General features: G+C 56.9%; 11 protein-coding genes and 1 pseudogene. 1 reads left to right on the plus strand and 11 read right to left on the minus strand.

The window, feature by feature from the left end; all coding sequences use genetic code 11:
* Positions 1 to 82: 82 nt before the first annotated feature.
* From FJ543_RS19825 to FJ543_RS19845, 5 genes and pseudogenes are all read right to left on the minus strand, one after another.
* A pseudogene (locus tag FJ543_RS19825) lies at positions 83 to 1146 on the minus strand (IS3 family transposase); the annotation flags it as partial.
* A gap of 306 nt (positions 1147 to 1452) precedes the next feature.
* Entirely contained in the window at positions 1453 to 2547 is a 1095-nt protein-coding gene (locus FJ543_RS19830; RefSeq protein WP_140876622.1) for a hypothetical protein, read from the minus strand.
* Positions 2548 to 2623: 76 nt separating this feature from the next.
* Positions 2624 to 4516 (minus strand): hypothetical protein, encoded by a 1893-nt coding sequence (locus FJ543_RS19835; protein ID WP_140876624.1) that lies wholly within the window; start codon positions 4514 to 4516, stop codon positions 2624 to 2626.
* Between the two features lie 18 nt (positions 4517 to 4534).
* Positions 4535 to 5653 (minus strand): hypothetical protein, encoded by a 1119-nt coding sequence (locus FJ543_RS19840; protein ID WP_140876626.1) that lies wholly within the window; start codon positions 5651 to 5653, stop codon positions 4535 to 4537.
* Positions 5654 to 5755: 102 nt separating this feature from the next.
* The gene (locus FJ543_RS19845) at positions 5756 to 6115 is read right to left on the minus strand and encodes a helix-turn-helix transcriptional regulator (protein ID WP_181174018.1); all 360 of its coding nucleotides are present in this window, start codon (positions 6113 to 6115) and stop codon (positions 5756 to 5758) included.
* A gap of 35 nt (positions 6116 to 6150) precedes the next feature.
* Between FJ543_RS19845 and FJ543_RS19850 the strand changes: the two genes are divergently transcribed.
* A complete protein-coding gene (locus tag FJ543_RS19850; protein ID WP_140876629.1) occupies positions 6151 to 6648 on the plus strand; it encodes an NADAR family protein in 498 nt (165 codons plus the stop codon).
* A gap of 39 nt (positions 6649 to 6687) precedes the next feature.
* Here the strand turns inward: FJ543_RS19850 and FJ543_RS19855 are convergent, their stop codons facing one another.
* From FJ543_RS19855 to FJ543_RS19880, 6 genes are all read right to left on the minus strand, one after another.
* Complete coding sequence (locus tag FJ543_RS19855) at positions 6688 to 7596, minus strand: carbohydrate kinase (protein WP_140876631.1); 909 nt, start codon at positions 7594 to 7596, stop codon at positions 6688 to 6690.
* Between the two features lie 51 nt (positions 7597 to 7647).
* Complete coding sequence (locus FJ543_RS19860) at positions 7648 to 9579, minus strand: hypothetical protein (protein ID WP_140876633.1); 1932 nt, start codon at positions 9577 to 9579, stop codon at positions 7648 to 7650.
* A gap of 515 nt (positions 9580 to 10094) precedes the next feature.
* On the minus strand, positions 10095 to 10853 hold the full coding sequence (locus tag FJ543_RS19865; protein WP_140876635.1) for a metallophosphoesterase: 759 nt from the start codon (positions 10851 to 10853) through the stop codon (positions 10095 to 10097).
* 91 nt (positions 10854 to 10944) lie between these two features.
* Positions 10945 to 12000, minus strand: coding sequence for a hypothetical protein (locus FJ543_RS19870; protein WP_181174019.1), 1056 nt, complete (start codon positions 11998 to 12000; stop codon positions 10945 to 10947).
* A gap of 227 nt (positions 12001 to 12227) precedes the next feature.
* Entirely contained in the window at positions 12228 to 13817 is a 1590-nt protein-coding gene (locus tag FJ543_RS19875; protein ID WP_140876639.1) for an AAA family ATPase, read from the minus strand.
* Positions 13786 to 14127: a DUF6634 family protein gene (locus FJ543_RS19880; protein WP_140876641.1), complete on the minus strand. Its 342-nt coding sequence runs from the start codon at positions 14125 to 14127 to the stop codon at positions 13786 to 13788. Before FJ543_RS19880 ends, FJ543_RS19875 begins: the two co-directional genes overlap by 32 nt.
* Positions 14128 to 14209: the final 82 nt, after the last annotated feature.

The raw sequence follows: 14209 nt of genomic DNA on the forward strand, positions 1-14209 counted from the left end.
TTTGACGTGCTCCCCGATTTTGGACCGCCCGGCTGGGGAATTTCCCGGGGTGACACTCACGGCGGACCGGATGCGCCGGGGCGTTCATGAGCGATATCGGCGACTTGTTGCCGATGGCGCTGTGAGGACGAACCTCGTTGTGGTCTATACGCCATTCCTCCATTTTCTGGCGGGCGTCGTCAAGCGTCAGGAACCAGTGCTGGTTCAGGCACTCGGCCCGGAACTTGCCGTTGAACGACTCGATGTAGGCGTTGTCCGTGGGTTTGCCGGGTCGGGAGAAGTCGAGCGTGACGTCCCTCTGATAGGCCCACAGGTCGAGGTCGCGGGAGATAAACTCGCTGCCATTGTCTACCCTGATCGTCTTCGGATAGCCCACCTCCCGACAGACCCGATCAAGGGTTTGCACAACATCTTCGCCGCGATAGCTGAAGCGCGGGTCGGTCGCGGGCGCGTAGCGAGAGTGGGTATCGACGATGGTCAGGATGCGCAGCTTCCTGCCGGTGGCCAATCGGTCATGAACAGAATCCATCGCCCAGATCTCGTTGGAATGCGTTGCATCGGTTCGGTCTTCCCTGAGCTTGGCCTTCACCCGCCGCTTCGGGGTCTTGTTGCGCAATTGCAGCCCTAACTCATTGTAAAGCCTGTGCGTTCGCTTCATGTTGATCGTCCAGCCCTCTCGAAGCAAAAGGACACGGTAGCCATAGCGTACCCGTACCTCACTGATCTCCTTGATCCGCTGCTTCAATCCGGCCTGCTCACCGTGCCTGGGCTTGTAGGTGTAGAGGGACCGGTCGATCCGCAATACTTCACATGCCTTGCGAACCGACGCTTTCCAGGTCTCCCGCATCTGATCCACAAGCTGGCGCCGGCGGGCAGGCCTCAGAGCTTTTTTTGCAGGACGTCCTGCAGCATGGCTTTGTCCAGGCTCAGGTCAGCGACAAGCCGTTTGAGCTTGGCGTTCTCCTCCTCGAGCTGACGCAGACGCTTCATCTCGGAGGGCATCAGACCGGCATAGCGCTTGCGCCAATTGTAAAACGTCGCCTCAGATATTCCGGCCTTGCGGCATACTTCGCCGATCGCCGTGCCGTCCTCAGCCTGCTTCAGCACGAACGCAATCTGCGCCTCTGAAAACTTCGATGCTTTCATCGGATTCTCCATCTCCCGATCGAGGGATCATAATTGGAAAATCCCAGATCAAAACGGTCCGAAACAGCGGGAGCACGTCAAAGCGGACGGCGTCGCAATTTTACAAGCTTAGCTTCTGAGAAGGACTTCCGCGCCACGAACCCCATTGAGAACGCAGGCTTGCCTTTCCGGCAAGAATTCGAACCCACCGCGTTCACCTCTGGCAAGGATTAGCTTGCGTCAGGAGCGGCCATCGGGTGCCCGATCAAGCAGACTGTTCGCTTATGAGGTAGAATGACGGGAAAGCCGACAAAACGGTGCTATGTGTTATGTTGCCGCCGTCACTGCTGCCGACGCGGCGGCTGGAATCGGCTCCTCCCATTCCCCGCGTATCCACAACGAGTGAAGTTCGAAGTCGGCAGCTTCAGCATTTTGCTCCGGATCTCCGTATACAGCTGTCTCGACATAGGGGATGCCTACGTCAAAGCCTTCGCTAGAGCTCTTTCCAAATTTATGATCGTAACACGCGAGCAACACGCCAATCGAAAGCAGCTTTGATGAGAGAGGCGACACAAACAGCTTACAGCCACCCATAGGTTTGAGGGCTTTTTTGTATCGTTCCATCGCCGTGAATATTTGGCGGTAAGCCTCGAACGGATTGTATTCGCTTGCGAGCAAGATGTTTGCCGGCTCGACCTTGAAGTCGTCGAACAGCGTGTCACGGTGCTCACCGACCACCTCGTCCCCTCGCCGTGGCTTTCTCGTAGGAAAAGGGATAACCGGGCAAATCTCATCCGGATTCACATGGTCTTGTATGAGATGCAGTCGGTCACGCTGACCCTCACCCAAAACAGGAAACCACACCCGCGGCCAATTCTGAGTAGTCTGCTCTTCAAGATGTCCGGAGAAGCCAAGAACGAAGGTTACGCTGTCCCTGAGACTGCCTTTTGCTGCGCCGAGGTCCGCAGAAACACTTTCGGATGTGGTCACGTGAAGATTTACACTTGGGCCTTTTGCTTCGGCCAGCTTATCAAGTTTGAAGAGAAGCACACTGACAGCGGTAAGTGCCACCATGCGCGGCATAGCGCTGATGTCAACAATCACATCGTCAAAGTCGCGACAATCTCCCGCTCTGTCCAATGAAGCTTTGGTATTTCGTGGAGTTACAGCAGCGCCTACGGGCCCCCCGATCTCGATCGGCACAGCAACGATCTTTTCCGCGGGAACGAGTTTCAACAGTCCTTCATGGTTGGTCGCCGTGAGTTCCGATCGCTTCGGGCTGTCGCCCAATCCGTTGTCGAACACCAGCTGCCATACCGATATATCGGCGTCCAGGGCATGCAAGCGTCGAGCAGTTTCAAGAGTTCTGATGTCGAAACCGCGACCAATCACGAGAAGGACCTTACGCTTCTTGGCCGACAAGCGCCGTTGCCAGAAGGTGGTGAAATCGGAGTCGAGTGTGAGGGAGTAGGGATCCCATCGCATTGCCGGGCTCGGACTAGACAAGAGTTGCCTCCTCGGCCACCGCGATTGCCTTCGCTCCTGCTTCTTGCCAGTGAAGCAAGCTCTTCAGTGTTTGATGTCTCCAGCCGCCATAACCAAGTGGCAGGCCGAAATGTACGCAGAGAAGACGGTTCAGATAGAACACGACATATTCCCGACCATTATTTCTATGGTCGAGACGTGGCATCAGCAGGTTATGCGACACGAGAGACGTCATGACATCTCGAAGTCGAATAAAATGCGAGATTTCAGCGTCCTCGCTGTCAATTATCAGTTTTCGATCGTCCATCGTGATCGCAATTCCAGTTACGCCGGGTGCGTAGGGGGCGCTGTCTCTGAAAGTCTGTTGGCGACAGTATTCGCCGATTGCTTCGAGCAGGCGGCGCGCCTCGACACCACGCGGAAGGCGGCGCGGAAGCCCATCCCACCGATCCTTCGCAACGCCCCGGATCAGTGCGTCCTGTCGCGCTGCCGTGAGTGGCACCGGCTGATCTCGGTGAAACCGGATTTTCGCAGAGATTTCTTCAAACAATGCGCCTGCCACCTCCAGATACTGGTCCACATTGGAGGATGATACGGCGCTCAAAGACTCACGGCCGAAATAGATTGGGGCTCCCACATCTGTTCGCAGAAAGTGTTCTGCTGCTCGGTCCGTGCCGCTGCCTGATCGTGCTCCGAACTCATCCAATGTCAATGAATCGAAGTCGAAGCTTGTCTGGGTTCGTCTCGTATCTCTTACGACCAGAATTTTGAGCAACTGCCATTTGAAGGCGCGTTCGAGAAGGTTGCCGCTTAGCCCGCGAGCATTGGCAAGCCAATTCGAATAACGAGGGCCAGCGCCGGCTATCTTAACAATTTCGGCCTCGATCTCCGCAATACGGCTAGTGAGAGCGGTCTCCAAGCTCGGTATATCGTCGGTTTCACCAATGAGCGGAAACAGCTCGCGCCCTTCGAAACCATCAGCCTTGGCCGCCCGAAGATTGGCGATCGTTTCCACAAATTTGGTATAGGACTTGGTTCTTGTTCCAGACCAACGTTCTTCCAGTTGCACGACGTTCTCGTAATCTCGTTTGCGGAGCGCGCCCTCGGACAGCAGATCTTTATGCGTAAGAGCCTCCAGCCTTTCAGCGATCCATACTCCGCACTGCTCCCGCGCATTGGTTATGAATTCAATCAGGCTTGCACGCTGTGGAGGAGCCAGCGTCTGGAGTTCGTCCATGAGAAGGACGCGCTTGACGTCCATATCGCCCTGCTTGTCGCTTATGCGAACATGCGCAAACCACTTGAGCCCATCCAAGCGCGCGTGGCCACCTTTGATCGACGCAGGTGAACCGAGATCGTCCATTCGATCATAGAAATCTCTTTCGATGCGCGACGCCCAGGTAAAAAGCTCCTTTCCTGTAGCGCGGCCCGGAATAGTCGCGTCTGATTCCGGCTCCCATTCAAAGCTGAACTGGTCGAGATCGTCGGGAAATTGACGTTCTGCTCGTTCCAGCACCGACCTGAGTGTCGCGACCACAATTCGAGAATTCAATAGCTCTCGAAAGAGTATGTTGCCGCGGTCAAAGGCACTCAGTTCCTTGTACTCACTGGTGAAGACGACCATCGCACCAAGCAATTGCGGTCCGTCGCGACCGATGGCGCCGACCTCTCTCAGCGCGTCGCGCGTCGCCTTCACCTGCAGATGCTGATCAGCGAGGTTGTCAGTGAGCTTCAGCGGACGCGGTGTAAGGATACGCAGAAACGTAGTCTTTCCGCCGCCAGGTGCACTTCGAAGAAAGACGAGACCGTTCCAAGGGTCGTCGAAGGACTTGATGACCTCCAAAGCACCCACGCCGAAAAGACGAACAAACTCATCGTCACTCGTCGAGCGCTGGGATGCGCGCATTCGGAATGGATTTCTCACCTACTGTAGCTTTCTGTGGCGGCTAACTCTCGGAAACAGGCCACGAACCGATTGGTCGTCCTCTGCCCAGAGCAGATAGATCGAGTTGTTGGGAGTGTTGTGAGCTAGCACGAGCGGTAGCCTGCAATTGGCGAAACCGTAGCGCTTGCTTGTACCGCCTACTTTAGAATGCTCATCGTCGGCATCGTCATCAAAATATCGATCATCTGCGACCAGCCCCAGGATTGGGCTGTCGCTTGCATCATCGAGCGGCGTAGTTTCGCCCAGTTTGTGAACCACCTCGAATTCGATTGTGCCCTTTCCGAAGGTCAACTTGGGCAAACGGCTTTCAATGTGCTCGATTGCCTGATCGCCGGCGACATAGAGAATGATGATTATCTTGACGCCGGAATCCGCTATCGCGTCTCCAAGGTTTCCTGCTTTCATCAAGCCGCCAACGATCTTCGCTATCTTCCCGGTCCAACCACCTTTACCATCCTCTCGAATGAAACTCCTACCGCTGCCAGTGAAATCATCGAGCAGTACGATGTACCGGAACCGCGCCTCATGATCATGGGGTTCTCGACCCAAGATTTTCGCTAGGTGCTTCCGAAGGTCCTGGACCATGCCCTCGCTTTTCGGGTCCGAAACGTCATAGGCATGAAAAACTTGCTCATTGGACATCTCTTGCGGATTCGCGCGACGAAACCAGTCTGTTCGCGCACCGTCGCTCAGGCCCAGGACCAGTGTCTGGCGAAGGCGCGTTCGATACTCCACCGTGTCGACGATTGCCTTCACTTTATGTGGATCGACCCCAAGTTCAGTCGCAGTGTCAGCGATTAGGATTGGGCGAATGATCGTCGGGAAGGTAAGCTCCACCAGATGATTCATTTCATCTGTGGATATGAAAAGCAGCCTGTTTCGCACGAAGTTGTAAGCCGCGCGACGCTCTTCACCCCCGGTGAACTGCCCAAGCCAGAGCGCCAGACTCTCGATGAACCGCTTGCCTGGCGAGAACTGCTGATATTCGTCGTATTTGTAGCTGGCAAAGCTTTCGAGATAAGCGCGTTCCGCTGCCTTTTCCTCGTCAGACCATTCCATGATTTTTGCCAGCAGGCTTTCCGCCAAATCCTTCCTCATCAGAATTCCCCATGACACCTCTACCCGACCGCTGCGATATACCGCAGGGAGGAGTGCGTTCGTCCAGCGAAATCAACCTGTCCTAACCTTAATTCACGGGATTCACTTACGGGTGATTTCGCCAACCGCAGCTATGACTTTTGCAAGCCGCTCCGCACCAGCCGGTGTATTATCCCAAGCACGCCGAATTGAGCGCTCCAGCTTTGCCCAGTTCGGATCGGATGCGCGCCGACTGCGTTTCCATGTCGTTCCTTCACCCCGCGTATTTTGCAGCCCGAGAGTCGTGCAAATTCGCACGACGCTTGCTCCGAACGTAATGAATTGCCCCCGACAAATACGCGAAACTTGGCTAGCGTCGACATCAGCGATATCGGCCAGTTCCGCGTAGGAAAGGCCTGCTTCCAGGCGCTTTTCATTGATATGGCGGACCAACTCCGCTCTTTCAATTTGCTTCGGCTTCATGTAAATTTGCATGCACTAAAAGATGCAAATTTTCAATGGAGTTTTTCGTGACGGATGTTGGCCAGGAAATCCGGTTCTATCGTGCCAGCGAGAAGCCTTACGGGGCTTTCAGCAATCTATTCCGGCGCGAGATTGAATTCGAAGGCGAGCGCTTTGCGACGAGCGAGCACGCCTATCAGGCCGGCAAGGCGCGTAAGCCGGAAGTGAAAGCATGGCTTATGGCGGCACCGTCTCCCGCGCTTCTGGCGATGGCGGCGCACGGGCTATATTACTGGGATGTCAGCCCAGGCTGGTCACGGACAAAGTTTGACAGGATGAGGTGCGTGCTCCAAGCCAAGTTCACCCAGCATGAAGATCTTCGCGAATTGCTTGTATCGACGGGCTCAGCTCGACTGATTGAAACTGCGACCGTCGACAATGAAGTGAATCGGCTCTGGGGAGAAGTGAATGGTCAGGGCCGCAATATGCTTGGAGAGCTACTGATGGAACTCCGTGCAAAGCTTCAGAGTGACGACGTCTCGAAGGCGGCGTAAGACGAGCCAATGCAAATCTGAAACTGCCCGACATCGGGTTCACCCCCGCAAGACAGACCGCGCGTATTCTGCACCACGCTCGCGGAAGATGCCGCGAGCACCGACATAGGCGCAGTTCTCGGCAGCTAGGCGTTGTCCGGCTTCGATTCCGACAACGAATTCGTCAATTGATATCTTCGTGGTCGCGCGTTCGCGTCGGGTCAGCAGCCAATCAATCACGCCGACGCTTACCATATCGCCAGAACCACAGGTGTCGCGCAATTCGGGTGCCGGGTAGGATTTGCACCACGCTTTCTCAGCTCCCCGTCGTACCTCCAGACCAGCTTCTCCGTGCGTCACAATTAAGAAAAGGGCGTCGTGGGGGGCGACCTGCCCCGCCAGTGTTGTCAGACGCTCTGCTGAGAACTTGAGAACGGACGCTGCAGCGACTGCGCGACTGAAAAGCTCTTTATCGCCAATCGCAGATGGCTCGAAATAAACGATGGACCCTGAGTCGGCCGCAGCCTCCATCGCATCGACGATCGCTCCGGATAATCGATCCGTATAGAAGACATTGCAATTCTTGATCGCCGGCAGAGCCCGGCTCACATCTTCCCAGTCTATCGGCTCATATCGCGGAAGATCGATGGAAGTTTCTGGACACCTAAATTCGAATGTATGTACCCCGGGCGCATGCAGACGCTGAGCAAGGATCGGCGAGCGGATGTGTTCTGTTTGGCGGATGTATCGCGTCTCGGCTCCCGCGTGCCGGAATGCGACCACAAGACGGATTCCAACCTCATCTTCACCGAGGCTCAAAACCGGCGCCACATTCCGCTGAAGCATGGCGAGCGAAATCAAAACGTTCCCGCAAGAGCCACCAAGATCCTCGGACGACACCGCCAACGAGCCCGCGTAGATGCGGTCGAGAACGGTAAATCCTGTGCCGACCACGTCGACTGCACTCATCGAACTCTCCCGGTCACAAGCAGGCCCACTCTTTTTTTCTCGGTCAGCATTTCAAGAGTGCTGATCGAGCTTCAGAGCAGAAAGATCAATCATCATTTCGCATCCCTTAGCACGAGCGGCCTGCAAAATGCGCAGGACAGCATCCGGACCGCGCAACTTTGATCCAAACAGCGTCCAAACGCCGCCTGAAGCGCCGCAAACACTGCCAACGCTTAGACAATGCGGTCCAGATAATAGCTCCCGATCATTTCCCAATGGCGAGCCACTATCTCCGATGCCGAGAACGGCCTTGCTCGCATCGCCGGATCGACGGGCGAGCTCCTCTACAACGCGGAGCTTTGACGTAGATGCCAAGACGATATCGACGCTATGGTGAGATCTCAGCACCTTCACGCTGCCTTCGACTATCTGAGGGCAAGCAGCTAGACTCTCCGCAAAACGCTCGATGTCGATGACATCGGCATAGTCAATCGACACCTGAATTGCACGCGCCTTGATCTCGACGCCATCGCGGAGCAGGCCTGAGCCCGCCAGCCACAGGGTGACCTCGGCAATGTTCGGATTTCGTTGCGGGGGATCTTCAGCTATGTCGACGTCGAGCGTTCGGATGTGGGCGCCATTATAGTAACCCATGAGGACATTTCTATGTATGCGCTGCGGAAGGGCGTCTCGCAATTTTTCGCCGGCGGAGCCGCCGCGTCCTGTCGCAAAGCCCACCTGGATGCCGTCATCAACAAGCCTGACCAGTTCGTGCATAATCGCTTTGGGAGGAGGACCGAGCCGGGCTTCACGCGGATCGTTCGGGACGACAGTCCCATCATAATCGAGCGCGAGACCGACAAAGCTCGCGCCTCCCAAACTAAGCAGCCTCTCTCGCCCAACGGAACAAAGTGATGCTGATCGCTCATCAATGGGATCAAAGTGCATCCGCGCGGACGCCTTGTGTCGAACCGATGAAGTCAAATCTCGCGAAAGCGCGTCGAGCGCGGGATTGTCATATATCGCCTCGGCAAACGCGCCTCTCCCCGGGCGTCCCGGATCGATACTCGTCGCGTTTCCGAGGTGCTGAACGAAGGATAGACCCCACAAAATGCTGACCGCATTGGCCAATCGGCCACCGTGATCGAACTCAGCATCTTGAATCCGGGTCTGGGAAGGAAGTGCTGCCCGGATGGGCTCCCAAACATCGCCACTTTCCGTGGTTGTCAAAGCCAGCACGTACATGGTCTCTGGATGCTTTGCCGCCCAAACATGACGACCGTGAGCGAAGTTTCTGAAATCAGTCCTCTGTACTGGCGCTATTCCGGTCTCCCAAAGAGAAGTTTCAATCAACGTTGCAGCTGCTGCGTTTTGCGGATCGTGCAGAACGAACAGAGTATCCCCACCCTTGAAACCGAAGTCTGGGCTTTGAGGTGCACTTAGCACCTCTGCCGCGCGCTTTCGGAATTCTTCGGCCAATCTCCCGCGTTGCGGCTGCTCCGTGGTGAGATCTGACGCGATCAACAAGGCGGTCACCATCGAAACCATTGAATGCGTCGCGAGAAACCCATCCTTGAGATCAGCAACTGGCGTAACAATCACTTTGGCGCGAGGACTATTTGAGGCCACAATGGATGTCGCGCCTTCCGACTGAACTGTCATCAACTGGATCGATTTGCAGCTGGATGAATTTGCGACACGGAAGGCTGCCGCGATGTCAGGATTGTTCGCTCCGGCGCTGAACAGCCAGATATCGCATCCATCCCAATTCTCCATCGATAGGACGAACTGCATGGGTGTCATCACCATCGTCGGACCCAATTGCAGTGTTGTCCGGCAGCGCGAGAAGAATTCTGCTGTAACTACGGATCCCCCCGAGGCAATAGCGACGGCGAGCCGTCCTTTCCCTTGTGAGAGAGTGAAAGCAATGTCGCCAACTCCGTGCGCGCTCGCCAACTCGATTGTCTCAGGCAGCCGACGCAATTTTTCGGAGAAGACAGTCATTCTGCTCGCCTAACTTCAAACGGACTCGGATCAAGCGGACGCTGTAGTTCACGAGAACGGATCGTTCGCGAACGCGGCGGGGCGAGCAATCTCACCGGCCCGTGCCTAAGAAACATCGCATATCCAGAGCCGGGCCGCACGCTATTTTCTGCCAACGTATGATGGCACCCATCTTCCAGATGAAGCGCATAAAAACGCCAGCTTCCTCACACCACTTTACCAGTTTGTTCCTGTTATGTTCGGTTCGGCGATGATTCTCAAGTCTCGCTCGTTCTTTGGCTGCCATATTGCCGAGAAGGGATCAGCGCCCCCCGTAACACCATGAGTGCAAAGGCGACGGTGAACAAAATATGAGAGCCCGGAGAAGCTCGTACCGCGCTTTGGCGCCAACGCCAGTCGAGCATTGACTTCGCATGTCCGCTTAGAAGCTGCAGAAAAAACTCGATCTAGTCCGAGATGAGGCGATCTGGCGTTCAAGAGTCAGCTTCGGGTCATTGTTCGCCTTCATCCATAGGCTATATCCTCACGACCAGCGCCGGATCAAATGCGATGTTCTCGTTATCGTAGCCGCGCGGATTACAGATGATGCGCGTGCTTCCGACCCGATAGTCGCAGCTGTCGTGAGTATGCCCGTGCACCCATAGAGCGGGTCGACCACTCTCGATCACCTCGGACAGGTCTGACGCAAAGGCGGCATTCAGCAGGTCGCCCTTGAACCTCGAAGGAATAGATTTCGCGTGGGGGAGGTGGTGGGTGACGACGACGGTCTCGATTGGATCAGCCTTCAGAACGGAAGCGAGGAACAGACGGGATTCCTGATGCATTCGGAATGCTGTCTCGGGCACGAAACGGTGCCACGGATTCCTTTGTTCCGCGATCAGCTTGAAGTCGTTCATGCGCTCGCGAGCATGGATCATTGCGACATGTGGGTGCCCCTCAATCCGGTAATCTGTCCACAGCGTCGCGCCGACGAACCGAACACCGTCGATAACGACAGCATCGTTCTCCAGGAAATGCACGTTCGGGAACTGCGCGGCCGCGGCGCGCCCGTCTTCCAGCCCCTCTTTGATCGAACCCTTATAGAATTCGTGGTTGCCCGCGACATAGATGCACGGCATCGCATGAGCGACGTTTTTGCCCAACCAGTGAACACCGTTGGCGGGGGCGCGGCATAAATCTCCCGCGACGACGCAGACGTCTGCATCCGGGATGGTCATCGGCTGCCGCAGATCGGCAAATTCAAGATGCAAGTCAGAGAATAACCATAGCTTCATAGGATCGAAACCTCGATTTCATTCACTCAGGCGCGCCAAAGCTCCACGAATCCTGCAGACGTGACCGCGGTATTTTGCGACCGTTTTTCGATCACTCTGGCGTCGCAACGATCCGCTGCTTCACTTGCTGGAGCACGGCATCGAGTTCGGGTCCCTCCAACGTCTTTCGCCCCAGCAATATCTCGCCAAGGAAATCGATCGCGATCTCCTGGTTGACAACCATTTTTCGGGCGGCGGCATAGGCGCTCTCCAGCCGGGCATTCACCCGCGCCGCAAGATCGTGGTCGGTCGCGAGAAGCAATGTCCGGTCCTCAACCTTGCGGTAAAGCAGTGGCCATTTCTTCGAAAAGCCCATCACGGTCTCCATGTCGAACGCCAATGCGGTCGCAGCCGCTAGATCGCAGGACTCAGAGCCGGATCCGGCGGCGACCGACCCCACGATCACTTCCTCCGCCGCTCGGCCGGCGAGTGCTGCGATGAGAACGCCGGTTAGCACCGCCTCGGTCTGCTCTCCCGGCATAGCTCCGGTGACATATCCGCCTTCCGGAGCCTCGATCGTTATCTTCACGATGGTTCCAAGATCCAGATGGAGGCGCGCTACCGCATGAGCGGATTCATGAACCGACATGCGGAACTGGAGCTGCAGCGATCGCAAGAGCAGAGCATCCCCGATAAAACTGTCCGCGCTGCCAACCGCGTCGGCAGCCCTTTCAGCAGAAATGCCGGAGTCACCCGCAGCCTCGACAGCTCTGGTCTTCGTATTACGATGCTGTCGCGAGAAACGTGGTATGCGACGCTTTTTCATCTTCCAATCCTTTCGATCGTTGCCGCGCCCGACCGCACCCTGGTGATTGTTCGCCTGCGGCGGGAGGTCGAGAAGACCAGCCGCATCAAGCCATTCCGCCAACTCGATGCAGGGAGGGTTTGCGTCCATGACGTGGCAGGTCAGCAATTCGAGGATCACCGTTGGGATCGGCGTCCCGGTCGCGATCGCTGTGCGGGCATAATGTCTTGTCACCTCGACGGCCATCGCTGGATCCTCCACGTGCGCGGTTCTGCAGTCACAGGAAGCGATAGGGCCGGCCTTGATGAGGGCGATGCAGCTTTCAGTATGGCCAAGAAGCCCGAGCAGCGCTTCGCTGGCCATGTACCTGCCGAACGCGAGTGGCCGCTGTGATGCAGGCGCCGAGGGTTTCCTCATGGGAATCTCGCACTCGATCAAGTTCTGTTTTGATTGCCCCCCGGGCGGATGATCTACGCGCGATGATCCTTCCACCTCAATGCGGGACCCTGCAGAAAGTCTCTTGCCGCGACCTTTCATCAGTTGCCTCCCGTGTCAGCCCCTATCGCCGCCGATCGTGTTGCCGGCGCAGCTCATTGCCGGCCCCAATAGCGTTCACGCGCCTCGATAAGCTTCTCGAGGAGCCGCTCCAGTTTCCTGATCGACCCGCCCGGCCAGTTATTGGCCAGCGCAGTGAGCTCGAATCCTTCCAGCGGCCTTGCCCAGCGCGGGTCGTGCCCCGCCTCGACGTAGAGCCGTTCGAGAATGCGGGACGCCAGGAACGGCAACTGGTCGGGGCCTGGCTCCGGAAATCGCAGGATCCGACATCTGTCCTTCAGCACCGCCGAGACGCTTGCAACCTCATTCGCCGTCATCAGCCAGGACACATGCGAGAGATCGCAGTTCGCCTCGACGTAGGGATCGAACCAGCGCGACGATGATTCCTTCTCGAGCAAACCGATCAGGACGTCGTGCACATTGCCGTTGTGGCGGCTGGTGCCTACCTTCTCGATCTCGTCGAGGATGATCGCTGGCCCAGCGCATTCGTGCCGGCGCACCGCCATAATGGCCAGGCTCGGTTCACCCGACGACCATCGCCGCGCGGTACCGCCGACGGCACTGTCGCTCAAGCCGCCGCAGGAAACCAACTCGTACGGAATCCCAAGTTCCTCAACCAGCCGCCTGGCAAAACGAGTCTTGCCGCATCCAGGCGAGCCGACCAGGATGGTTGGTCGCAGGTGCACATCTCCCCTGCCGACGAGGCGGGTCAGGATGTCGTCGGCCACCGATGCGACCCACGGGAATTCGGATACAAGCTGCATGCGAGCAATGGGCAGGTCAGACGCAGCTGGAAGCGGCAGTCCGCGCTGCACGAATTTTTGGAACTCGACCGATACGCGCTTTCCTTCCGATGTGGTCGAGTTGCCGATGGAGCGAATGACAACCACCGAATTATTCGGCGCGGGTTCGGCTTCCGCGTCGTCTTCGGAGAGGTCCTTGATGTCGTCATCTCTAGACGCCTTCTTCGCCGACGCCTCCTTGTTCGTTCGTTCGTCCTCGGGCCGTGCGTTTAGGATCGCAGACTCGAACTCGGCTTCATAATTCAGAAGCATCCGGAACAGCGAATGCCGCGGGATATGGAAGACGTCGACGCAGCGCGAAAAGAAAAGAGTACGTGACAGCATGCTCCACGCGAGCGCGCGCCAAAGCATTTGGGGACCTCTGCTCTCATTGACATCACGCATCGCCATCGACGCCGTTTCGCCGGCTACCGCAGCTGCCGCCTGGGGATCGCCAAACGAGGCAAGGTAGAATTGACAGCGCAGGCGGCAGGCCTCGGCCGGGATTCCCTTTACGGCTTCGGCAACGACGAGCGCGGCCTCGACACTTTTGATGCCCTCCTCGGATTGCTCGACAGCAAGATCATCAAGACAACTGGCAAGGGGCAAAAGTTCGACGCGACCGCGTTTCCTCATTCGTCGTGACAGGCGGCTTGAATATTCCCGGATATCGTCTTCGAGACGATCGCCAAAGAAATTCATGCCGCGCAGCAACTCATCCTCACTCGGAAGATGCAAACCTGCTTTCGCAGCCTTCTGGCGTCGGTCGAAATGACGGTCAGTCGAATCCCTGAATGTCATGGCCGGGCAGTCAGGAATCGAGGCCGGATTGTTCGGCAGCACGACCGAGTCTGTACCACCTGCTCAGCGTTCGCGCCCAAGTCCGATCTTCGGACAGCAGCCACAAATCCGACGTGCCGATCAGTCGGTTCGCGCCGCCGAGTTTGGGATGGCCGGTCGAGAGCCCGGCGAGGGAGGGAACAATCCTTTGGGCAAGGATCCACCGATCGAGGATGGGGGCTTCCTCATCGGCCATTGACTCCGGTGGCACGCCGCGGCGCACGCGCTCCAAATCAGCAGCCAATGCGAGAAGGCGGTCGATCTGGAAGATCAACATCTCGTCGGTCGGCGTTGCGCGGCCAAACAGCAACATTGGGGTGCCTCCATGCTCCGATCCAGGATCCCGCGTGGGTTCGAATCCTTCAATTCGCGGAATCAATGGCCCGATAGATACG

This window comes from Mesorhizobium sp. B2-5-7 (assembly GCF_006440875.1).
GTDB classification, from domain to species: Bacteria; Pseudomonadota; Alphaproteobacteria; order Rhizobiales; family Rhizobiaceae; genus Mesorhizobium; species Mesorhizobium australicum.